The organism is Mitsuaria sp. GD03876 (genome assembly GCF_029840635.1).
In the GTDB taxonomy this organism is placed as follows: domain Bacteria; phylum Pseudomonadota; class Gammaproteobacteria; order Burkholderiales; family Burkholderiaceae_C; genus Roseateles.
Window position 1 is genome coordinate 90,439 of the sequence record NZ_JAOCCU010000012.1, and the last position, 23,405, is coordinate 113,843.

The 23,405-nt window shown below is 64.3% G+C and carries 16 protein-coding genes and 4 tRNA genes; 2 read left to right on the forward strand and 18 right to left on the reverse strand.

Annotated features, from left to right (window positions below; translation table 11 throughout):
• Positions 1-207: 207 nt before the first annotated feature.
• The 5 genes from rpsJ to rpsL all read right to left on the reverse strand — a co-directional run bounded on the left by rpsJ (position 208) and on the right by rpsL (position 5,180).
• Positions 208-522: a 30S ribosomal protein S10 gene (gene rpsJ / locus N5D62_RS09885; protein ID WP_067065169.1), complete on the reverse strand. Its 315-nt coding sequence runs from the start codon at positions 520-522 to the stop codon at positions 208-210.
• 135 nt (positions 523-657) lie between these two features.
• The gene (gene tuf, locus N5D62_RS09890) at positions 658-1,848 is read right to left on the reverse strand and encodes an elongation factor Tu (RefSeq protein WP_279757542.1); all 1,191 of its coding nucleotides are present in this window, start codon (positions 1,846-1,848) and stop codon (positions 658-660) included.
• A gap of 158 nt (positions 1,849-2,006) precedes the next feature.
• A complete protein-coding gene (fusA, locus tag N5D62_RS09895) occupies positions 2,007-4,109 on the reverse strand; it encodes an elongation factor G (protein ID WP_279757543.1) in 2,103 nt (700 codons plus the stop codon).
• A 69-nt stretch (positions 4,110-4,178) separates the two neighbouring features.
• Entirely contained in the window at positions 4,179-4,649 is a 471-nt protein-coding gene (gene rpsG, locus N5D62_RS09900; RefSeq protein WP_067070490.1) for a 30S ribosomal protein S7, read from the reverse strand.
• Between the two features lie 153 nt (positions 4,650-4,802).
• Positions 4,803-5,180, reverse strand: a complete 378-nt coding sequence (gene rpsL, locus N5D62_RS09905; protein WP_058933591.1) for a 30S ribosomal protein S12 — start codon at positions 5,178-5,180, stop codon at positions 4,803-4,805.
• Between the two features lie 300 nt (positions 5,181-5,480).
• Between rpsL and N5D62_RS09910 the strand changes: the two genes are divergently transcribed.
• Positions 5,481-5,915, forward strand: coding sequence for a PIN domain-containing protein (locus N5D62_RS09910; protein ID WP_279757585.1), 435 nt, complete (start codon positions 5,481-5,483; stop codon positions 5,913-5,915).
• An 89-nt stretch (positions 5,916-6,004) separates the two neighbouring features.
• Here the strand turns inward: N5D62_RS09910 and rpoC are convergent, their stop codons facing one another.
• The 13 genes from rpoC to N5D62_RS09975 all read right to left on the reverse strand — a co-directional run bounded on the left by rpoC (position 6,005) and on the right by N5D62_RS09975 (position 20,151).
• Positions 6,005-10,228, reverse strand: coding sequence for a DNA-directed RNA polymerase subunit beta' (rpoC, locus tag N5D62_RS09915; RefSeq protein WP_279757544.1), 4,224 nt, complete (start codon positions 10,226-10,228; stop codon positions 6,005-6,007).
• Positions 10,229-10,246: 18 nt separating this feature from the next.
• Positions 10,247-14,368, reverse strand: coding sequence for a DNA-directed RNA polymerase subunit beta (gene rpoB, locus N5D62_RS09920; RefSeq protein WP_279757545.1), 4,122 nt, complete (start codon positions 14,366-14,368; stop codon positions 10,247-10,249).
• Positions 14,369-14,748: 380 nt separating this feature from the next.
• Positions 14,749-15,129, reverse strand: a complete 381-nt coding sequence (gene rplL, locus N5D62_RS09925; RefSeq protein WP_091728117.1) for a 50S ribosomal protein L7/L12 — start codon at positions 15,127-15,129, stop codon at positions 14,749-14,751.
• Positions 15,130-15,175: 46 nt separating this feature from the next.
• Positions 15,176-15,700 carry a 50S ribosomal protein L10 gene (gene rplJ, locus N5D62_RS09930; protein ID WP_279757546.1) on the reverse strand — a complete coding sequence of 175 codons (525 nt, stop codon included), beginning with the start codon at positions 15,698-15,700 and terminating at the stop codon, positions 15,176-15,178.
• A 289-nt stretch (positions 15,701-15,989) separates the two neighbouring features.
• Positions 15,990-16,697, reverse strand: coding sequence for a 50S ribosomal protein L1 (rplA, locus tag N5D62_RS09935; RefSeq protein ID WP_279757547.1), 708 nt, complete (start codon positions 16,695-16,697; stop codon positions 15,990-15,992).
• 1 nt (position 16,698) lies between these two features.
• Positions 16,699-17,130 carry a 50S ribosomal protein L11 gene (gene rplK, locus N5D62_RS09940; RefSeq protein WP_279757548.1) on the reverse strand — a complete coding sequence of 144 codons (432 nt, stop codon included), beginning with the start codon at positions 17,128-17,130 and terminating at the stop codon, positions 16,699-16,701.
• A gap of 163 nt (positions 17,131-17,293) precedes the next feature.
• Complete coding sequence (gene nusG / locus N5D62_RS09945; RefSeq protein ID WP_091731642.1) at positions 17,294-17,878, reverse strand: transcription termination/antitermination protein NusG; 585 nt, start codon at positions 17,876-17,878, stop codon at positions 17,294-17,296.
• Between the two features lie 22 nt (positions 17,879-17,900).
• Positions 17,901-18,284 carry a preprotein translocase subunit SecE gene (secE, locus tag N5D62_RS09950; RefSeq protein ID WP_279757549.1) on the reverse strand — a complete coding sequence of 128 codons (384 nt, stop codon included), beginning with the start codon at positions 18,282-18,284 and terminating at the stop codon, positions 17,901-17,903.
• 150 nt (positions 18,285-18,434) lie between these two features.
• A tRNA-Trp gene (locus tag N5D62_RS09955) sits at positions 18,435-18,510 on the reverse strand.
• A 17-nt stretch (positions 18,511-18,527) separates the two neighbouring features.
• Positions 18,528-19,718 carry an elongation factor Tu gene (gene tuf / locus N5D62_RS09960; RefSeq protein WP_279757542.1) on the reverse strand — a complete coding sequence of 397 codons (1,191 nt, stop codon included), beginning with the start codon at positions 19,716-19,718 and terminating at the stop codon, positions 18,528-18,530.
• Between the two features lie 42 nt (positions 19,719-19,760).
• Positions 19,761-19,835 (reverse strand) — tRNA-Thr (locus tag N5D62_RS09965).
• Between the two features lie 73 nt (positions 19,836-19,908).
• Positions 19,909-19,982, reverse strand: a tRNA-Gly gene (locus N5D62_RS09970).
• Between the two features lie 83 nt (positions 19,983-20,065).
• Positions 20,066-20,151, reverse strand: a tRNA-Tyr gene (locus N5D62_RS09975).
• Positions 20,152-20,668: 517 nt separating this feature from the next.
• Between N5D62_RS09975 and N5D62_RS09980 the strand changes: the two genes are divergently transcribed.
• Entirely contained in the window at positions 20,669-23,308 is a 2,640-nt protein-coding gene (locus tag N5D62_RS09980; RefSeq protein WP_279757550.1) for a TonB-dependent receptor, read from the forward strand.
• The last annotated feature ends 97 nt before the right edge of the window (positions 23,309-23,405 follow it).

Genomic DNA, 23,405 nt, shown 5'->3' on the forward strand with positions numbered 1-23,405 from the left:
CTCCGCTCGCGCGATGCAACGAAACCGCACCAGGGAGTCCCGGCGCGGAAAAGCTGGCGAGTATAGCGCCAACCCTGATAAGGCCGCAAGCGGCGCGATGCCGCCCGCCCACGTGAGCCGGGGCTCGCCGGGCATTCGGCAATGAAAAAGGCGACCCGAAGGTCGCCTTTCAGGCAGCGGCCGGAAAACTCCGGCGCCACAGCCGCATCACTGCAGCTTGATCTCGACGTCCACGCCGGCCGGCAGGTCCAGCTTCATCAGCGCGTCGACCGTCTTGTCGGTCGGATCGACGATGTCCATCAGACGCTGGTGAGTGCGGATTTCAAACTGGTCGCGCGAGGTCTTGTTGACGTGCGGCGAACGCAGGATGTCGAAACGTTCCTTGCGGGTCGGCAGGGGCACGGGGCCCTTGACGATCGCGCCGGTGCGCTTGGCGGTGTCCACGATCTCGAGGGCCGATTGGTCGATCAGCTTGTAATCGAAGGCCTTCAGCCGGATGCGGATCTTTTGCTTGGTAGACATGACTTTTCCTTCAAAGAGCGACGCAATGTTTCAGGCATTGCGGAGGCAGCGATGGCGCCGCCGAGTCTCGAGCGCGTCGCCCCGCCGGAGCGAGACGACGCCTTCAGCGATACCCGACGGGTACCAGCAGAAGATTTACTCGATGATGGTGGCCACGACGCCCGAGCCGACGGTACGACCGCCTTCACGGATGGCGAAGCGCAGACCTTCTTCCATGGCGATCGGCGCGATCAGCTTCACGGTGATGCTGACGTTGTCGCCCGGCATGACCATTTCCTTGTCCTTCGGCAGCTCCACGGCACCGGTCACGTCCGTCGTGCGGAAGTAGAACTGGGGACGGTAGTTGTTGAAGAACGGGGTGTGGCGGCCGCCCTCTTCCTTGCTCAGCACGTAGATCTCAGCAGTGAAGTGGGTGTGCGGCTTGATCGAGCCGGGCTTGGCCAGCACCTGGCCGCGCTCGACGTCTTCACGCTTGGTGCCGCGCAGCAGGATACCGACGTTGTCGCCGGCTTGACCCTGGTCCAGCAGCTTGCGGAACATTTCCACGCCGGTCACGGTGGTCTTCTGCACGTCGCGGATACCGACGATCTCGATTTCCTCGCCGACCTTGATGATGCCGCGCTCGACGCGACCGGTCACCACGGTGCCGCGGCCCGAGATCGAGAACACGTCTTCCACCGGCAGCAGGAACGCACCGTCAACCGCGCGCTCCGGCGTCGGGATGTACGTGTCCAGCGCGTCGGCCAGCGCCATGATCGCGCCTTCGCCCAGCTCGCCCTTGTCGCCTTCCAGCGCCAGCTTGGCCGAACCCTTGATGATCGGCGTGTCGTCGCCCGGGAAGTCGTACTTGCTCAGCAGCTCGCGGACTTCCATCTCCACCAGCTCCAGCAGCTCGGCGTCGTCCACCATGTCGCACTTGTTCAGGAAGACGATGATGTACTTCACGCCGACCTGGCGCGCCAGCAGGATGTGCTCGCGGGTCTGGGGCATCGGGCCGTCAGCGGCCGAGCACACCAGGATCGCGCCGTCCATCTGCGCCGCGCCCGTGATCATGTTCTTCACATAGTCAGCGTGCCCCGGGCAGTCCACGTGCGCGTAGTGACGGTTGGCCGTCTCGTATTCCACGTGCGCCGTGTTGATCGTGATGCCGCGCGCCTTCTCTTCGGGCGCCGCGTCGATCTGGTCGTAGGCCTTGGCTTCGCCGCCGAACTTCGACGCCAGCACCGTGGCGATCGCCGCCGTCAGCGTCGTCTTGCCGTGGTCAACGTGACCAATCGTGCCCACGTTCACGTGCGGCTTGGTACGTTCAAACTTACCCTTTGCCATTTCAATTCTCCAAAAAGAGCATCTGTCCGGTCTGTTGGTTTAGCGTTTCCGCAGCATCCTGATTCCCCGGCGACCGGCAACCGGGAGGAAAGGCTGCGAAGACGATTCGATGATCGAAAACGAAACGAGCCGGCACTCGGAAGCGCCGGCTCAGTGCATCACTTCGCGCGAGCGGTGATGATCGCGTCGGCGACGTTCTTCGGAGCTTCGCTGTAGTGCTTGAACTCCATCGTGTACGTCGCACGGCCTTGGGTGGCGGAACGCAGCGAGGTCGAGTAGCCGAACATCTCGGACAGCGGCACTTCCGCCTTGATGATCTTGCCGCCGCCGACCATGTCGTCCATGCCCTGCACCATGCCGCGACGGCTGGACAGGTCGCCCATCACCGTACCAGCATAGTCTTCCGGCGTTTCGACTTCCACGGCCATCATCGGCTCGAGGATGACCGGGCTGGCGCGACGGCAGGCTTCCTTGAAGCCCATCGACGCAGCCATCTTGAACGCGTTTTCGTTCGAGTCCACGTCGTGGTACGAACCGAAGGTCAGCGTGACCTTCACGTCCACGACCGGGTAGCCGGCCAGCACGCCGTTGGGCAGGCTGTCGATGACGCCCTTCTCGACCGCGGGGATGAACTCGCGCGGCACCACGCCGCCCTTGATGGCGTCGACGAACTCGAAGCCCTTGCCGGCTTCTTGCGGTTCCAGCGAGAACACGACGTGACCGTACTGGCCCTTGCCGCCGGACTGACGCACGAACTTGCCTTCGACGTCGGTGACCGACTTGCGGACCGTTTCGCGGTAGGCGACCTGCGGCTTGCCGACGTTGGCTTCAACGCCGAACTCGCGCTTCATGCGGTCGACGATGATTTCCAGGTGGAGTTCGCCCATGCCGGAAATGATGGTCTGGCCAGACTCTTCGTCGGTGCGCAGACGGAAGGACGGATCCTCGGCAGCCAGGCGGCCCAGCGCGATGCCCATCTTTTCCTGGTCGGCCTTGGTCTTGGGCTCGACAGCCTGCGAGATCACCGGCTCCGGGAAGACCATGCGTTCCAGCGTGATGATGCTGTCGGGGTCGCACAGGGTTTCGCCCGTGGTGACGTCCTTCAGGCCCACGCAGGCCGCGATGTCGCCCGCCAGAATTTCCTTGATTTCTTCACGCTGGTTGGCGTGCATCTGCAGGATCCGGCCGATGCGCTCCTTCTTGCCGCGCACCGGGTTGTAGACGGTCGCGCCCGACTGCAGCACGCCCGAGTACACCCGCACGAAGGTCAGCTGGCCGACATACGGGTCGGTCATCAGCTTGAAGGCCAGCGCCGAGAACTTCTCGTCGTCGGTGCGCTGACGCGTGATCGGCTGGTCGTCTTCGTCCGTGCCCGCGACCGGCGGGATGTCCAGCGGCGACGGCAGGAAGTCGATGACGGCGTCCAGCATGCGCTGCACGCCCTTGTTCTTGAAGGCGGTGCCGCACAGCATCGGCTGGATCTCGGTCGCGATGGTGCGCTTGCGGATCGCCAGCTTGATCTCTTCCTCGGTCAGGTCGCCCGTCTCGAGGTACTTGTTCATCAGCTCTTCGGTGGCTTCGGCGGCAGCCTCGACCATCTTCTCGCGCCATTCCTGGGCCACTTCGACCAGGTCGGCGGGGATGTCTTCGAAGGTGAACTTCATGCCCTGGGACGCCTCGTCCCAGATGATGGCCTTCATCTTGAAGAGGTCCACCACGCCCTTGAAGTCTTCTTCCGCGCCGATGGGGATCACCACGGGCACCGGGTTGGCCTTCAGGCGGGTCTTCATCTGGTCGACGACCTTGAAGAAGTTGGCACCGGTACGGTCCATCTTGTTCACGAAGGCCAGACGCGGCACCTTGTACTTGTTGGCCTGGCGCCAGACGGTTTCCGACTGGGGCTGCACGCCACCCACGGCGCAATAGACCATGCAGGCGCCGTCCAGGACGCGCATCGAACGCTCCACCTCGATGGTGAAGTCGACGTGTCCGGGGGTGTCGATGATGTTGAAGCGGTGCTCGGGGTAGGACATGTCCATGCCCTTCCAGAAGCAGGTCGTCGCGGCCGACGTGATCGTGATGCCGCGCTCTTGCTCCTGCTCCATCCAGTCCATCGTGGCGGCGCCGTCGTGCACTTCACCGATCTTGTGGTTCACACCGGTGTAGTAGAGGATGCGTTCGGTCGTCGTGGTCTTACCGGCATCGATGTGCGCCGAGATACCGATGTTGCGGTAGCGCTCGATGGGGGTCTTGCGGGACATGGTGTCACTCCAAATGCATGGAGCCGCCATCGGGTCAGTAATAACCCGAGGCGGCCAGAGAGGTCTTGATTAGAAGCGGAAGTGCGAGAACGCCTTGTTGGCGTCTGCCATGCGGTGGACTTCGTCGCGCTTCTTCATCGCGCCACCACGGCCTTCCGAGGCCTCCAGCAGTTCGTTGGCCAGACGTTGGGCCATCGACTTCTCACCGCGCTTGCGCGCGGATTCCTTCAGCCAGCGCATGGCGAGGGCCAGACGGCGGACGGGGCGAACTTCCACGGGAACTTGGTAGTTCGCACCGCCAACGCGACGGGACTTCACTTCGACCATGGGCTTCACGTTGTTGATCGCGATCATGAAGATCTCGAGCGGATCCTTGCCGGACTTCTGCTCGACTTGCTCCAGGGCGCCGTAAATGATGCGCTCTGCAACGGCCTTCTTGCCCGATTCCATGATGACGTTCATGAACTTGGACAGATCAACGCTACCGAACTTCGGGTCCGGCAGGATCTCGCGCTTGGGTACTTCGCGACGACGTGGCATGGGATTCTTCCTTCAATGCTTCAGTTGGTCAGGGCTCTCGCCCCGCCGCGGATCTCCACCGACATCTGGGGGATCCACTTACTCGGTTGTCGGTGCACACGCACCTGAACCGCAAAAATTCAGTGACCGCTCGGTCACCAAGACCTGGCTTGATTAAGCCTTCTTCGGGCGCTTCGCGCCGTACTTGGAACGCGACTGCTTGCGATCCTTGACGCCCTGCAGGTCCAGCGAACCGCGCACGATGTGGTAACGCACACCCGGCAAGTCCTTGACCCGGCCGCCGCGGACCAGCACGACGCTGTGTTCCTGCAGGTTGTGGCCTTCACCGCCGATGTACGAGATGACCTCGAAACCGTTGGTCAGGCGCACCTTGGCGACCTTACGAAGCGCCGAGTTCGGCTTCTTCGGGGTGGTGGTGTACACGCGGGTGCAGACGCCACGACGTTGCGGGCACGACTGCATGGCCGGCGACTTGGATTTCGTCACCTCGGTCTCACGACCGTGGCGAACGAGCTGATTGATGGTTGGCATAAGTAACTTGTTCCCGTTTGAAGTCACAACCCCAGCCGGCCTTGGCCTCGCGGAACCGCGTGAGATCGAGGCGTTCCACAAGCGACAAAAGCGCAGCGCCTTGCGGCACCACGCTCGAATCAACCCCGCGACCGGTTCGAAACCTGGCCTCGGGACGCATCAAGACATGCTGGAGAGCCGGCGATTGTAGGCGAGTTCGATGAAATCGCACAAGGCGCTATGCTGCCGGACCCTATGCAAGACGCTGATTCCCCCGCCCCTGCGCAGCTTTCCGACAACGCCGGACCGCCGACGCCGATCGTGATCCTGGACACGCAGGTCGTGATGGACTGGCTGGTGTTCGACGAGCAAAGCCTTCGGCCACTCATCGCCGCCGTTGAGAGCCGGCACTTACTTTGGACCGCGACCGACGCGATGAAGGCGGAGCTGCTCCATGTCATCGGACGGGGCGTGGCGGCCAGCTATCGACCGGACGTGGCGCGCGTGCACGCCGCCTTCGAGCGGCACTGCCGCTTCGTCGCCGAACCGGTCCTCGGCATCGCCCGGCCGCGCTGCAGCGACCCGGACGACCAGAAATTCATCGATCTGGGCCTCTCGCTGGCCGCGGCGCAGCCGACCTGGCTGATCTCGCGCGACCGCGCCGTGCTCAAGGTGGCCAAGCGCGCCGCCAAGCTCGGCTTGCCGATCCTGTCGCCGACCGCCTGGCTGAAGCTGAACGCGCCGCCAGCCGCCTGATTCCACGAGCACAAAGAAAAAGGCTGCCGCCCTGGTCGGGTCGGCAGCCTTTCGGACGAGCCCCGAAGGGCTCGGCGTGGCGCTGAGGCTTACTCGGCCGTGCCGGCGTCGCTCGCCGCGTCCAGCGCGGACAGCTGCACCGCCGCCATTTCCTCGGCTTCCTGGATGGCGATGGAACGGCGCTCGGCGTCGTCCATCTCTTCCTTGGCGCGGCGCGCCTGGTGGAAGGCCATGCCGGTACCGGCCGGGATCAGGCGACCCACGATGACGTTCTCCTTCAGACCGCGGAGTTCGTCGCGCTTGCCCATGATCGCGGCTTCGGTCAGCACGCGGGTCGTTTCCTGGAACGACGCCGCCGAGATGAACGAGTCCGTCGACAGCGAGGCCTTCGTGATGCCCAGCAGCACGTCGGCGTGCGTGGCGATCATCTTGCCCTCGCCGCGCAGGCGATCGTTGGTGTCCAGCAGCTCCGAACGCTCGACCTGCTCGCCGGCGATGTAGGACGAATCGCCCGGGTTCGTGATCTGCACGCGACGCAGCATCTGGCGAACGATCACCTCGATGTGCTTGTCGTTGATCTTCACGCCCTGGAGTCGATAGACGTCCTGCACCTCGTCGACGATGTAGCGCGCCAGTTCCTCGATGCCCAGCAGGCGCAGGATGTCCTGCGGATCCGCCGGACCGTCGACCACCAGTTCGCCGCGGTTCACCACCTGGCCTTCGTGCACCAGGATGTTCTTTTCCTTGGGCACCAGCAGTTCGTGCTTGCGGCCTTCCGGATCGGTGATCTCGAGGCGGACCTTGCCCTTGGTCTCCTTGCCGAACGAGACCGTGCCGGTCTGTTCCGCCAGGAAGCCGGCATCCTTGGGCGAACGGGCTTCGAAGAGCTCGGCCACACGCGGCAGACCGCCGGTGATGTCACGGGTCTTCTGGCCTTCCACCGGGATACGGGCGAGGACTTCACCGGGCGCCAGTTCCTGGCCGTCGCGGATCTGGATCAGCGCGCCGACCTGGAAGCCGATCGTCACCGAGTGGTCGGTGCCGGGGATCTTCACTTCCTGGCCGTTGGCGTCCAGCAGCTTGACCTGCGGGCGGACGACCTTGGCGGCGCCGCGGCGCTTCGGGTCGATCACGACCAGCGTGGACAGGCCCGTCACCTCGTCGACCTGCTTGGCCACGGTGACACCTTCCTCGACGTTCTCGAACTTCGCCTGGCCGGCGAATTCCGTGATGATCGGGCGGGTCAGCGGGTCCCAGGTCGCCAGGATCGTGCCGGCCTTGATGGTCTGGTCGGCCTTGATGTTCAGCAGGGCGCCGTACGGCACCTTGTGACGCTCGCGCTCGCGGCCGTGCGGGTCGGTGATGATGATTTCGCCGGAACGCGAGATCACCACCAGTTCGCCCTTGCCGTTCGTGACATAGCGCATCGTGGCGTTGAAGCCGATGATGCCGTCCGACTTGGCTTCGACGCTCGAGGCCACCGCCGCGCGCGAGGCCGCGCCGCCGATGTGGAACGTCCGCATCGTCAGCTGCGTGCCCGGCTCGCCGATCGACTGCGCGGCGATCACGCCCACGGCCTCACCGGTGTTGACCATGCCGCCACGGCCCAGGTCGCGGCCGTAGCACTTCGCGCACAGGCCGAAGCGCGTGCCGCAGGTCAGCGGGGTGCGGACCTTGACCTCGTCGACGCCGGCGGCTTCCAGCACGTCCAGCGTGTCCTCGTCGAGCATGTTGCCGGCGACCAGCAGGGTGGCCTGCGTCTCCGGATGCACGACGTCGATCGCGGCGACGCGACCCAGGATGCGGTCGCGCAGCGACTCGATCACCTCACCGCCTTCCACCAGGGCGCGCATGTTGATGCCGTTGTCGGTGCCGCAATCGGACTCGGTCACGACCAGGTCCTGCGTCACGTCGACCAGGCGACGCGTCAGGTAGCCGGAGTTCGCGGTCTTCAGCGCCGTGTCCGCCAGGCCCTTACGGGCACCGTGGGTGGAGATGAAGTACTGCAGAACGTTCAGGCCTTCGCGGAAGTTCGCCGTGATCGGCGTCTCGATGATCGAGCCGTCCGGCTTCGCCATCAGGCCGCGCATGCCGGCCAGCTGGCGAATCTGCGCCGCGGAACCCCGCGCGCCCGAGTCGGCCATCATGTAGATCGAGTTGAACGACTCCTGCTCGACTTCCTTGCCGTTGCGGTCGAGGATCTTCTCCTTCGACAGCTGCGACATCATGACCTTGCCGACCTCGTCACCGGTCTTGCCCCAGATGTCGACCACCTTGTTGTAGCGCTCGCCGGCGGTCACGAGACCCGAGATGTACTGCTGCTCGATCTCCTTGACTTCCTTCTCGGCGCGGTCGATCAACTCGGCCTTCTGCTTGGGCACGAGCATGTCGTCGATGGCGATCGAGATGCCCGCGCGCGTGGCCAGCTTGAAACCGGACTGCAGCAGCTTGTCCGCCAGCACCACGGTTTCCTTCAGGCCGCACTTGCGGAAGGACGTGTTGATCAGGCGCGAGATTTCCTTCTTCTTCAGCGCCTTGTTGATGTTCGAGAACGGCAGGCCCTTGGGCAGGATCTCGGACAGCAGCGCACGGCCGACGGTCGTGTCCACCAGCTTGGTCTCGGGGACCCATTCGCCGGTGTCCTTGTCCTTGGCGTACTCGGTCAGGCGCACGCTGATCTTGGCGGTGATCTCCACCGCGCCGTTCTCCAGCGCGCGGATCATCTCGGGGATGTCCGTGAAGACCATGCCCTCGCCCTTGCCGTTGGTGCGCTCGCGGGTCGCGTAGTACAGACCCAGCACCACGTCCTGCGACGGCACGATCGACGGCTCGCCCGAGGCCGGGAACAGCACGTTGTTCGAGGCCAGCATCAGCACGCGGGCTTCCATCTGCGCTTCGATCGACAGCGGCACGTGGACGGCCATCTGGTCACCGTCGAAGTCGGCGTTGAACGCCGCGCAGACCAGCGGGTGCAGCTGGATCGCCTTGCCTTCGATCAGCACCGGCTCGAACGCCTGGATGCCCAGGCGGTGCAGCGTCGGCGCGCGGTTCAGCAGGACCGGGTGCTCCTTGATGACCTCTTCCAGGATGTCCCAGACGACGGGGGTGCCGCTCTCGACTTCCTTCTTCGCGGCCTTGATCGTGGTCGCGATGCCCATCGCTTCCAGGCGCGAGAAGATGAAGGGCTTGAACAGCTCCAGCGCCATCAGCTTGGGCAGGCCGCACTGGTGCAGCTTGAGCGTCGGGCCCACGGTGATGACCGAACGGCCCGAGTAGTCGACGCGCTTGCCCAGCAGGTTTTGCCGGAAGCGGCCGCTCTTGCCCTTGATCATGTCGGCCAGCGACTTCAGCGCGCGCTTGTTCGCGCCGGTCATGGCCTTGCCGCGGCGGCCGTTGTCCAGCAGCGAGTCGACGGCTTCCTGCAGCATGCGCTTTTCGTTGCGCACGATGATCTCAGGGGCCTTCAGCTCGAGCAGGCGGGCCAGGCGGTTGTTGCGGTTGATGACGCGGCGGTACAGGTCGTTCAGGTCCGACGTCGCGAAGCGGCCGCCGTCCAGCGGCACCAGCGGACGCAGGTCCGGCGGCAGCACCGGCAGCACTTCCAGCACCATCCAGTTCGGCTTGATGCCCGAGCGCTTGAAGGCCTCCATCACCTTCAGGCGCTTGGAGTTCTTCTTGATCTTCAGCTCGGAGCCGGTCATGTCGTTGCGCAGGCGGTCGATCTCGACATCGAGATCCATTTCCGCCAGCAGCTTCTGGATGCCTTCGGCGCCCATCAGCGCGATGAACTCGTCACCGTACTCGACGCGCTTCGCGTCGTAGTCGTCCTCGGACATGATGCTGAACTTCTTCAGCGGGGTCATGCCCGGGTCGACGACGACATACGCCTCGAAGTACAGCACGCGCTCGATGTCGCGCAGCGTCATGTCGAGCACCAGGCCCAGGCGCGACGGCAGCGACTTCAGGAACCAGATGTGCGCGCAAGGCGCGGCCAGCTCGATGTGGCCCATGCGCTCGCGGCGCACCTTGGTCTGGGTGACTTCGACGCCGCACTTCTCGCAGATCACGCCACGGTGCTTCAGGCGCTTGTACTTGCCGCACAGGCACTCGTAGTCCTTGATCGGGCCGAAGATCTTGGCGCAGAACAGACCATCGCGTTCCGGCTTGAACGTCCGGTAGTTGATGGTCTCGGGCTTCTTCACTTCACCGAACGACCACGAGCGGATCTTCTCGGGCGAGGCCAGCCCGATCTTGATCGCGTCGAAATGCTCGTCCGGCGTGAATTGCTTGAACAGGTCCAACAAACCCTTCATACGATTCTCCTGTTCCCTTTAGTTGCGCTCGAGCTCGATGTCGATGCCCAGCGAACGGATTTCCTTCACCAGCACATTGAACGACTCGGGCATGCCGGCTTCGATCGAGTGCTCGCCCTTGACGATGGACTCGTACACCTTCGTACGGCCGTTCACGTCGTCGGACTTCACCGTCAGCATTTCCTGCAGGATGTACGAAGCGCCGTAGGCTTCCAGCGCCCACACTTCCATCTCGCCGAAACGCTGGCCGCCGAACTGCGCCTTGCCGCCCAGCGGCTGCTGGGTGACGAGCGAGTACGGGCCGGTGGAGCGGGCATGCATCTTGTCGTCGACCAGGTGATGCAGCTTCAGCACGTGCATGTAGCCGATCGTCGTCGGACGCTCGAACTGCTCGCCGGTGCGGCCGTCATACAGGAAGGCCTGCGTGCGGGTGGGCGTGAGGCCCTTCTTCGCCGCGACGTCGTCCGGGTAGGCCAGCTTCAGCATCGCGCGGATCTCGCTTTCCTTCGCGCCGTCGAAGACGGGGGTCGCGAAGGTCGCGCCGTGCTGCAGGTTCTGGGCCATGCCGAGGATCTCGTCATCGCTCAGTTGCGCCAGCTCCTCGGACTTGCCGCCGTTCTGGTTGAACAGCTGGTCCATGAAGTCGCGCAGCTCGGCCACGCGGGCCTCGCGTTGCAGCATGTCGCCGATGCGCTGGCCGATGCCCTTGCCGGCCCAGCCCAGATGGACTTCCAGCACCTGGCCCACGTTCATCCGCGACGGGACGCCCAGCGGGTTCAGCACGATGTCGGCGGGCGTGCCGTCGGCCATGTAGGGCATGTCCTCGATCGGGGTGATCTTGGACACGACGCCCTTGTTGCCGTGACGGCCGGCCATCTTGTCGCCCGGTTGCAGGCGGCGCTTGACGGCCAGGTACACCTTGACCATCTTCAGCACGCCGGCCGGCAGCTCGTCGCCCTGCGTCAGCTTCTTGCGCTTCTCGTCGTAGGCGAGGTCGAAGCTGTGACGGGTCTGCTCCAGCGAGTTCTTGATCGACTCCAGCTGGTTGGCGATGTCGTCCTCGGCGGGACGGACGTCGAACCAGTGGAACTTCTCGACCTCGGCCAGGTAGTCCTTCGAGATGACGGTGCCCTTGGTGATCTTCTTCGGACCGCCGTTGGCGACCTTGTTCACCAGGAGCTTCTCGACGCGGTCGAACGCGTCGGCTTCCACGATGCGCAGCTGGTCGTTCAGGTCCAGGCGGAAGCGCTTGAGCTCGTCGTCGATGATCTGCTGGGCGCGCTTGTCGCGCTGGATGCCTTCGCGGGTGAACACCTGGACGTCGATGACGGTGCCGTTGGTGCCCTGGTCCACGCGCAGCGACGTGTCCTTCACGTCCGAGGCCTTCTCGCCGAAGATCGCGCGCAGCAGCTTCTCTTCCGGCGTCAGCGTGGTCTCGCCCTTGGGCGTGACCTTGCCGACCAGCACGTCGCCCGGGTTCACCTCGGCACCGATGTACACGATGCCGGATTCGTCCAGGCGAGCCAGTTGCTGTTCGCTCAGGTTCGGGATGTCGCGGGTGATTTCCTCGCTGCCCAGCTTCGTGTCACGCGCCATGACCACCAGCTCCTCGATGTGGATCGAGGTGTAGCGGTCTTCGGCCACCACGCGTTCGGAGATCAGGATCGAGTCTTCGAAGTTGTAGCCGTTCCACGGCATGAACGCGACCAGCATGTTCTGGCCCAGCGCCAGTTCGCCCAGGTCGGTCGACGCACCGTCCGCGATGATGTCTTCCGCGGCGACGCGGTCGCCCCGCTTGACGATCGGACGCTGGTGGATGTTGGTGTTCTGGTTGCTACGCTGATACTTGATCAGGTTGTAGATGTCGACACCGACTTCACCGGCCACGGTCTCGTCGTCGTTCACGCGGATCACGATGCGGTTCGTGTCGACGTAGTCGACCACGCCGCCGCGGCGCGCGGCCACCACCGTGCCCGAGTCCTTCGCCGCGACGCGCTCGACGCCCGTGCCGACGAAGGCCTTTTCCGGACGCAGGGTCGGAACGGCCTGACGCTGCATGTTCGCGCCCATCAGCGCGCGGTTCGCATCGTCGTGCTCCAGGAACGGCACCAGCGACGCCGCCACCGACACGATCTGCGTCGGCGCCACGTCCATGTACTGGATGCGCTCGGGCGAGGTCAGCACCGATTCGCCGTTCTCACGCGCGGAGACCAGCTCGTCGACCAGTTGACCGCCTTCGTTCAGCGACGCGTTCGCCTGGGCGATCACGTACTTGCCTTCCTCGATGGCCGACAGGTAGTCGATCTGGTCGGTGACCTTCGAGTCCACCACGCGGCGGTACGGCGTCTCCAGGAAGCCGTACTCGTTCAGGCGCGCATACAGCGCCAGCGAGTTGATCAGGCCGATGTTCGGGCCTTCCGGCGTTTCGATCGGGCAGACGCGGCCGTAATGGGTCGGGTGCACGTCGCGGACTTCGAAGCCGGCGCGCTCGCGGGTCAGACCGCCCGGGCCCAGGGCCGAGACGCGACGCTTGTGCGTGATCTCGGACAGGGGGTTGGTCTGGTCCATGAACTGCGACAGCTGCGACGCGCCGAAGAACTCCTTGAGCGCCGCGGAAATCGGCTTGGAGTTGATCAGGTCGTGCGGCATCAGCGCTTCGGTCTCGGCCTGGCCCAGACGTTCCTTGACGGCCTTCTCGATACGGGCCAGACCCGAGCGGTACTGGTTCTCGGCCAGTTCGCCGACGCAGCGGACGCGACGGTTGCCCAGGTGGTCGATGTCATCGACCTCGCCGCGGCCATTGCGCAGCTCGACCAGGATCTTGACGACGTCCAGGATGTCCTCGTTGGACAGCGTCATCGCGCCGGTCGGGATGTCGCGGCCCACGCGGGCGTTGAATTTCATGCGGCCGACGCGCGACAGGTCGTACGTGTCGTCGCTGTAGAACAGGCGGTTGAACAGCGCCTCGACGGCGTCTTCCGTCGGCGGCTCGCCGGGGCGCATCATGCGATAGATCGCCACGCGCGCGGCCAGCTGGTCGGCGGTCTCGTCCGAGGCCAGCGTCTGGCTGATGTAGGCGCCTTCGTCCAGTTCGTTCGTGAACAGGCACTGGATGTCCTTGACGCCGGCGGCGCGCAGCTTCTTCAGCAGCGAGTCCGTCAGTTCGTCGTTGGCCTTCGCGATGATCTCGCCGGTGTCCGGGTCGACCATGTTCTTGGCCAGGACGCGGCCCAGCAGGAAGTCTTCCGGCACGGTCACGTGCTGCGTGCCGGACTGCTCCAGCTGGCGCACGTGGCGGGCGGTGATGCGCTTGTCCTTCTCGACCAGCACGTTGCCGCTCTTGTCGGTGATGTCGAAGCGCGCGACTTCACCCTTCAGGCGTTCGGCCACGAACTCCATCTGGGCGCCCGAGTCCATCAGGCGGAAATTGTCGAAGACGAAGAAGTGCGCCAGGATCTGCTCGGGATTCAGGCCGATGGCCTTGAGCAGGATCGTGACCGGCATCTTGCGGCGACGGTCGACGCGGAAGTACAGGATGTCCTTCGGGTCGAACTCGAAGTCGAGCCACGAGCCGCGATACGGAATGATGCGGGCCGAGAACAGCAGCTTGCCGGACGAGTGGGTCTTGCCCTTGTCGTGCTCGAAGAACACGCCGGGCGAGCGGTGCAGCTGCGAGACGATGACGCGCTCGGTGCCGTTGATGATGAACGAGCCGTAGTCGGTCATGAGCGGCACTTCGCCCATGTAGACCTCTTGCTCCTTGATCTCCTTGACCGTCTTGGGCTGGGGGCTTTCCCGGTCGTAGATGATCATCTGCAGCTTCGCGCGCACGGCGGCGGCGAAGGTCAGGCCGCGCTGCTGGCATTCGCGCACGTCGAACGGCGGCTTGGCGATGTTGAATTCGAGGAACTTCATTTCCACGAACCCGTTGTGCGACACGATCGGGAAGGTGGAGAGGAACGCCGCTTGCAGGCCTTCCGGCTTGCGCTTCAGGGGAGCGATGTCCTTCTGCAGGAAGGCGACATACGACTCCTTCTGCATCGTCAGCAGGTACGGAACGTTGAGCACGCTCACGCGCTTGCCGAAGCTCTTGCGGATGCGCTTGCGCTCGGTGTAGCTGTAGGGGGTTGCTTGCGCCATAAAGACTCCGTGTCGAGCGCGCCCCTGGCCGTGAGGCGCGCTGCGTCGGCGACTGGCTGTTCGGGCGTTGCACCCGAAGCTTGGTGGTTGGCCACTACCAACCGCTGGCGGACAACCCCGGGGCACCGGACGTCATCGAGGGCGTTGCACCCCACGCATGACGCACGGTTGGACCGCGGTCCGACCAAACCGTTCTCTGCAGTCGGATCAGAGAACACTCGAAAGAACCGTGCATGATACAGCACGATGCTTTCGATTGCTCTTTGTCAACCGAAACCATCCCAGGGCATACCCTGAAACGAGGAAAGGGGAGGCCCTGTCGGACCACCCCTCTCGCGGTGCGGGAGCAGATGAACGAGTCATCCGATCCCAACAAGGTCTTACTTGAGTTCGACCTTGGCGCCGGCTTCTTCCAGCTTCTTCTTGGCGGCTTCGGCGTCGGCCTTGGCGATGCCTTCCTTGACGGGCTTCGGAGCGCCGTCGACCAGGTCCTTGGCTTCCTTCAGGCCCAGGCCGGTGATTTCGCGAACGGCCTTGATGACCGAGACCTTGTTGGCGCCGGCGTCCGTCAGGACGACGTTGAACTCGGTCTTCTCTTCGGCGGCGGCAGCGCCACCGGCGGCGGCGCCACCAGCGGCCGGAGCGGCCATCGAAGCGGCGGACACGCCGAACTTCTCTTCAATCGCCTTGACCAGGTCGTTCAGTTCCAGAACGGTCATGCTGTCCAGGGCAGCCAGGAAAGCGTCTTTGTCGAATGCCATGATGGGTTCCTAAATACAGATAAGTTGTGCAGTGATGCGTCGTCGATCAGGCCGCGGCAGGAGCTTCGGCCGCGGCTTCGGCGCCGCCGCCCTTCTGCTGAGCCAGGGCAGCCAGCACGGCCGCGGTGCGTTGCACCGGCGACTTGAGCAGGCCGGCGATCTGCGACAGCAGGACTTCCTTGGTCGGGACAGCCGCCAGCGCCTTCACGCCGTTGACGTCCAGAGCCTTGCCGCCGTAGGCACCACCCTTGATGACGAGCTTGTCGTTGGTCTTGGCAAAGTCAGCGATGACTTTGGCAGCCGCGACAGCGTCTTCCGAAAAGCCGTAGATCAGCGGGCCGACCATGGCGTCCGTTGCAGCCTCGAACGAGGTGCCGGCGACGGCGCGACGGGCCAGGGTGTTCTTCAGCACGTGAAGGTACACACCCTTGGACCGCGCTTCGACGCGCAGCTTGTTCAGGGCTTCAACGGTGAGGCCACGGTACTCAGCCAGCGCCAGCGTCTGGGACTTGGCGGCTTGCGCTGCCACGTCGGACACGACGGCTGCTTTCTCGTTGCGATTGAGACTCAAGGTCTACTCCTCACATTTCGCCCTCGACGCGATGGCGGACCATCGCCTCTCGGGCACCGGAATCAGCGACCTTCTGTCAGGAACCCTCGTGGATGACCACGAATCGAATCCTTTCAGCGGGACCGCCATCTGCGCTGGCCGATGGCCGGAGCCATCGATTAAGCGAGCCGCCCAGTACATGCGGAGACTCTCGCCAGCGGTCTTGGATGACCTGGCCGGATTGCTCCGGCCAGCCCACCAATTCATCGGCATCGCGCCAGACTCGCGCGACACCTCGATTGAATGCGCCTTAGGCGGCTGCCGCGGCGTTGATCGTCGCGACGTCCACGCGGGCACCGATGCCCATCGTCGACGACACGGCGACCTTGCGCAGGTAGATGCCCTTGCTCGAGGCCGGCTTGGCCTTGTTCAGGGCTTCGACCAGCGCGCGCAGGTTGCCTTCCAGCTTGTCGGTGTCGAACGAGCGACGGCCGATCGTGCCGTGGATGATGCCGGCCTTGTCGACGCGGAACTGGACCTGGCCAGCCTTGGCGTTCTTGACGGCGGTGGCGACGTCCGGGGTCACGGTGCCGACCTTCGGGTTCGGCATCAGGCCGCGCGGGCCCAGGATCTGACCCAGGGTACCGACGATACGCATCGTGTCCGGCGAGGCGATCACGACGTCGAAGGGCATGTCGCCCGCCTTGACGCGCTCGGCCAGGTCTTCCATGCCGACGACGTCGGCGCCGGCGGCCTTGGCTTCCTCAGCCTTGGCGCCTTGGGCGAACACGGCGACGCGCTTGGTCTTGCCGATGCCGTTGGGCATCACGACGGCGCCACGGACCACCTGGTCCGACTTCTTGGCGTCGACGCCCAGCTGGATCGACACGTCAATGGCTTCATCGAACTTGGCGGTGGCGCATTCCTTGACCAGGTTGATCGCGTCGGACAACGCGTACAGCTTGGTCGTTTCCACCTTGCCCTGCAGGGCTTGTTGACGCTTGGTCAGCTTGGCCATGTCAGACACCTTCCACGATGATGCCCATCGAACGGGCGGAGCCGGCGATGGTACGGACTGCGGCATCCATGTCGGCGGCCGTCAGGTCCTTCTGCTTGGTCTTGGCGATCTCTTCCAGCTGGGCGCGGGTCAGCTTGCCGACCTTGTCCAGATGGGGGCGCTGCGAGCCCTTCTCGATCTTGGCAGCCTTCTTCAGCAGCACGGTCGCCGGGGGCGACTTGATGATGAAGGTGAAGCTCTTGTCCGCGAAGGCGGTGATCACGACGGGCAGCTTGAGGCCCGGCTCATAGCTCTGCGTCTGGGCGTTGAACGCCTTGCAGAATTCCATGATGTTCAGACCACGCTGACCCAGCGCGGGACCGACCGGAGGCGACGGGTTCGCCTTGCCAGCCGGGATTTGCAGCTTGATGTAGCCGACAATCTTCTTGGCCATGATTTCTCCTGATGGCGCCGCGGCGGCCACGCCGCTTCGCCTGAGTGCTAACGCAAGGGGCTGGTCAGAGACTTACCCTTGCTCCTCTTGTCCGCCTCTCGTTGCGGACTGGTCACGGAAGGTTGCGCCGGCTGTCGCCGTCGAGCACCTTCGGGCTCTTGGATCAGACCTTCTCGACCTGGGCGAAGTCCAGCTCGACGGGCGTCGCGCGACCGAAGATCGTGACCGAGACGCGCAGCTTCGACTTGTCGTAGTTGACTTCCTCGATGCTGCCGTTGAAGTCGGTGAACGGGCCTTCCTTGACGCGGACGATCTCGCCGACGATCCATTCGACCTTCGGCTTGGGCTTGTCGACGCCCTCTTGCATCTGGTTGACGATCTTCATGACCTCGGCTTCCGAGATCGGCGCCGGGCGGTTCTTCGCGCCACCGACGAAACCGGTGACCTTCGACGTGTGCTTGACCAGGTGCCAGCTGTCGTCGTCCATCACCATCTCGACCAGCACGTAGCCGGGGAAGAAGCGACGCTCGGTGACGGCCTTCTTGCCGTTCTTCAGCTCGACCACTTCCTCGGTCGGCACCAGGATGCGGCCGAACTTGTCCTGCATGCCGGCGCGATCGATGCGCTCGCGCAGGTTGCGCTCGACCGCCTTTTCCATGCCGGAATAGGCGTGCACGACATACCAGCGCTTGGCCGGGCCCGCGGGGGCTGTCGACTCGGTGGCAACGACGTTTTGATCTTCGCTCATCTCGGTCCCTATCCGTTGCCGCTCAGCGCTTCCAACCCAGCACCAGGTCGTACAGCACCCACTCCAGCGTCTTGTCGGTGAGCCACAGGAACAGCGCCATCACCACGACGAACGCGAACACGTACAGCGTCATCTGGCCGGCTTCCTTGCGGGTCGGCCAGACCACCTTGCCCACTTCCTTCATCGAATCCTGACCGTAGGCGATCAGCGACTTGCCGGATTCCGACGTGAAGAACGCGGCGACCGCGGCGACCAGCAAAGCGATCAGCGCGCCCCACTGGACCCACGGACCTTGCTTGCTCAGCGCGTAGAACGCCACGATGGCCGCGACCAGCAGCAGCACGGCGCCGGCCAGCTTGACCTTGTCGGCGCCCGTGGTCACGGTTTCGACTTGAGGATTGGACATTGAACTCACTTCCGTGCCGGGGCTCACCACCCCGGCATTTGTTCGCCTGAAAACACTTCTGGCGAACCCACCAGCAGCAAAGCCCGCCGAGATGACTCCCGCGGGCTTGCCTTGACCACCAGGACCAACGTTCGCGCTATCGCTGATCGTTGGCAGGGGCAGAGGGTCTCGAACCCCCAACCTTCGGTTTTGGAGACCGACGCTCTGCCAATTGAGCTATGCCCCTGTGGCCTTTGACTTGAATTACTCGATGATCGTCGCCACGACGCCCGAGCCGACGGTACGACCGCCTTCACGGATGGCGAAGCGCAGACCTTCTTCCATGGCGATCGGCGCGATCAGCTTCACGGTGATGCTGACGTTGTCGCCCGGCATGACCATTTCCTTGTCCTTCGGCAGCTCCACGGCACCGGTCACGTCCGTCGTGCGGAAGTAGAACTGGGGACGGTAGTTGTTGAAGAACGGGGTGTGGCGGCCGCCCTCTTCCTTGCTCAGCACGTAGATCTCAGCAGTGAAGTGGGTGTGCGGCTTGATCGAGCCGGGCTTGGCCAGCACCTGGCCGCGCTCGACGTCTTCACGCTTGGTGCCGCGCAGCAGGATACCGACGTTGTCGCCGGCTTGACCCTGGTCCAGCAGCTTGCGGAACATTTCCACGCCGGTCACGGTGGTCTTCTGCACGTCGCGGATACCGACGATCTCGATTTCCTCGCCGACCTTGATGATGCCGCGCTCGACGCGACCGGTCACCACGGTGCCGCGGCCCGAGATCGAGAACACGTCTTCCACCGGCAGCAGGAACGCACCGTCAACCGCGCGCTCCGGCGTCGGGATGTACGTGTCCAGCGCGTCGGCCAGCGCCATGATCGCGCCTTCGCCCAGCTCGCCCTTGTCGCCTTCCAGCGCCAGCTTGGCCGAACCCTTGATGATCGGCGTGTCGTCGCCCGGGAAGTCGTACTTGCTCAGCAGCTCGCGGACTTCCATCTCCACCAGCTCCAGCAGCTCGGCGTCGTCCACCATGTCGCACTTGTTCAGGAAGACGATGATGTACTTCACGCCGACCTGGCGCGCCAGCAGGATGTGCTCGCGGGTCTGGGGCATCGGGCCGTCAGCGGCCGAGCACACCAGGATCGCGCCGTCCATCTGCGCCGCGCCCGTGATCATGTTCTTCACATAGTCAGCGTGCCCCGGGCAGTCCACGTGCGCGTAGTGACGGTTGGCCGTCTCGTATTCCACGTGCGCCGTGTTGATCGTGATGCCGCGCGCCTTCTCTTCGGGCGCCGCGTCGATCTGGTCGTAGGCCTTGGCTTCGCCGCCGAACTTCGACGCCAGCACCGTGGCGATCGCCGCCGTCAGCGTCGTCTTGCCGTGGTCAACGTGACCAATCGTGCCCACGTTCACGTGCGGCTTGGTACGTTCAAACTTGCCTTTTGCCATCTTGCGCTCCTGGCGATCAGAAGAAACGGGATAGGAATTTGGTGGTGCCCATGACGCGGATCGAACGCGTGACCTCTCCCTTACCAAGGGAGTGCTCTACCACTGAGCCACATGGGCATCGACACAGGATTGACGACCTTATCAGCAATCCTGTGTCGAGCTCTCGACACGACAACCTTCAGCTTTCCTTTGGAGCGGGAAACGGGAATCGAACCCGTGTCATTAGCTTGGAAGGCTAAGGTTCTACCATTGAACTACTCCCGCCCGGGAGCTTGCCAATTCCAGCTGCCTGAACCGCGAAGCGGGTGTCGATCACCCGCTTCGTTGCTCGTGCATCTGTTTCGCCTTGGTGGAGGAGGCTGGATTCGAACCAGCGTACGCGTTAGCGGGCAGATTTACAGTCTGCTGCCTTTAACCACTCGGCCACCCCTCCGAGGCGAGCCCACGACTATAGCAGCGTTCTTATTTGGCGCAAACACTTTTTGCTCCAGGAACCGGGGGCGTGCGATTGGCGCTCCATTGCACTCCCCTCACTGGAATACCTGACTCGCCCCGCGAGCACGGACCCGACCCCACCCACCCCGCTTCGCCCCTCGCTGTGTGCCCCAGCGCACGTTCCGGCACGCCGGCACGCGGACCACTCGTAATACCAATTTGCGACCAAGTGGTCTCATCCGCACGGGGGCCGGATGCCGGAAGACACGCCAGGGCCGGATCGCCCAGACACCGCTGTCCATGCGGGTCGCGGCGATGCCACAGCAGGGAAAACACGCCCCTTGAACTGGTAGCAAAGTGGCGTTACCGACCGTTATAGTGGCATGGCATTGGTTGCATTGAGGTGTATTCGGGGGCGCCAGCTGCATGCCACTCAGCCGTTGGGGTGTCGTGATTTCGGGTGCCAAGTCTTCATCACGGCCACAACTCCCTGGCCACTCGAGGAGCAGTTCATCATGAAGGTCAACAAGACCCCCATCGCGGCGGCGGTGACGCTGACGCTGTTGAGCGCGGCGTTCGCCGTGCAGGCCCAAGAACAAAAGAAGGATGACGGCACCAAGCTGGAACAGGTGGTCGTCACCGGCATCCGCGCGTCGCTGGAGTCGGCGGCCAACATCAAGAAGAACGCCAGCGCCGTCGTCGACGCGGTGACCGCCGAGGACGTGGGCAAGCTGCCCGACGCCGACGTCGGCCAGGCCCTGGGCCGCATCCCCGGCATCTCGGTGGGCCGAGCCTTCGGCCAAGGCGCCTCGGTGTCGATCCGCGGCACCGACCCGCAGATGACCTACACCACGCTGAACGGCCAGACCGTCGCGTCCACCGGCTGGTATGACCAGATGGACATCGACCGCTCGTTCAACTACTCGCTGCTGCCTTCCGAAATGATCGGCGGCATGGAGGTCTACAAGTCCTCTCAGGCGAACCTGACCGAAGGCGGCATCGGCGGCACGGTGATCGTCAAGACCCGCAAGCCCCTGGACCTGAAGGCCAACACGGTCTTCGGCAGCGTGCGGTACGGCAACGGCACCATCAGCGACGCGGAGAAGGAAGCCTCCGGCCTGTACAGCTGGCGCAACGAGGGCCGCACCCTGGGCGTGCTGGTCGCCGCCGGCCTGTCCAAGGGCGACTACATCCGCCGCGGCGTCGAGGCCGACAGCCGCTGGAACAGCGACGTCGCCCCCACCGCCTTCGTGCAGGAGCGCAAGCGCACCTCGTTCAACGTCGCCCTGCAGGCGCGTCCGGTCGAGGGCTTTGAGGTCGGCCTGAACCTGCTGAAGCTGAAGCTGGATGCCGACAGCTCCAACTCCAGCGACTACCTGATGCATGACGCGAATTGCGACAAGCGCAATCCGGATGTCAAGTCGGACTTCAACCCGACCGGCATGTGCCTGCACAGCACGACCACGGCCGCCAACCCGCTGCCGCACAAGTTCTTCCAGGTCTGGGCGCGCGGCGCCAGCATGGACTCGGAAAGCGCCGTCGCCGACGCCCACTACACCCTGGGCAACGCCAAGTTCGACCTCGTCCTGGGCACGACCAAGGCGGACGGCGGCACCTCGGCCACCACCAACTACCAGACCGCCGCGTTCGACGGCGCCGCCGGCCCCTTCACGCGGCCGAACTGGCAGGGCACGATCGACGCCTCCGGCAAGCAGATCCAGATCAATCCGAGCAACAACCAGTCCTGGGGCGTCGGCGCCCTGCCGGCGCAGATGTCGCCGGAAACCTGGGCCACCTCCGCCGGCCCCAACAAGGACAAGGAGAAGTTCGGCCAGCTCGACGCCACCTTCGACCTGGACTGGGGCGTCATCAACGCCTTCAAGACCGGCGTGCGCTTCGCCGACCACACCTTCGAGAAGCGCGCCTATCGCCCGATCTGGAACGCGACGATCACCCCGGTCGCCACCTCCGGCCTGTTCGACGGCTCGGTGAACGTCGGCGGCTGGACGGTCCCGCGCGCCAACATCGGCGCGATGCTGGCCAACACCAACCGGAACATCGCGGGCTGGGTCGAGGACCGCTCCGGCTATGGCGAGCTGAACGAGAAGAACCGTTCGGTCTACGGCATGTTCGAGTTCGAGACCAAGGGCCTGCGCGGCAACTTCGGCGTGCGCTACGTCTCGACCAAGGCCACCAGCACCGGCTACAAGTTCGACGGCGTGACCCCGGCCGACCAGTACGCTGGTAACCAGAACTGGGCGAAGACCACCACGTCGACCAAGTCGACCTACAACGATGTGCTGCCGAGCATCAACCTGGCCTTCGACCTGAAGAGCAACCTGATCCTGCGGGCCACCGCCTCGCAGGCCATCACGCGCCCGAACTTCGCCAACATGTTCGGCGTGACGGTGTCCGGCTACAACGACGACCGCGCCGGCAACGAGACCTGGACCATCGGCAACATCGGCCTCAAGCCGATGAAGTCGAGCCAGGCCGACATCGGCCTGGAGTACTACTACGGCCGCGGCAACATGATGTCGGCGACCTACTTCGTCAAGGACATCTCCAACTTCGTCGTCGCCAACGCCACGCCGAACCAGAAGGTCGGCCTGGTCGATCCCAAGACCGGCGTCGACAACTGGACGGTGCAGAGCTTCCAGAACGCCGGCGGCGGCAAGATCCGCGGGGTGGAACTGCAGGCCAACCACGCCTTCGGCAACGGCTTCGGCGCGCAGGGCAACTACACCTTCACCGAAGGCAATGCGCCGGCCAGCAGCTACCTGGACCAGCTGAGCCTGTTCACGCAGTCCTCCAAGCACAACGTGAACCTGGTCGGCTACTACGAGAACGAGCAGTACTACGCCCGCCTGGCCTACAACTGGCGTTCGAAGTACATGATCCGCGAAGGCGCGTTCTGGTACGGCAACCGCATGCACGATGCCTACGGCACGCTGGACGCCAGCGTGGGCTGGAACATCACCAAGAACCTGCGGCTGTCGTTCGAGGCGATCAACCTGACCAAGGAAGACGACGTCCAGTACGGCGCCGCCGCGGCCTCCAACACCGCCATCAAGGATCCGCTGCGCGCCGGCTACCCGGCCTGGAGCTTCAAGGGCGAGACCACCTATAAGCTGGGCCTGAGCGCCAAGTTCTGACCGACGCGGTTGCGTCACCTCGAAAGCCCGGCAGCCGCCGGGCTTTTTTCATTGCGTCGCGTAGCGGCGTAGCGGCGCAGCGACGCCGCCGGGCAGC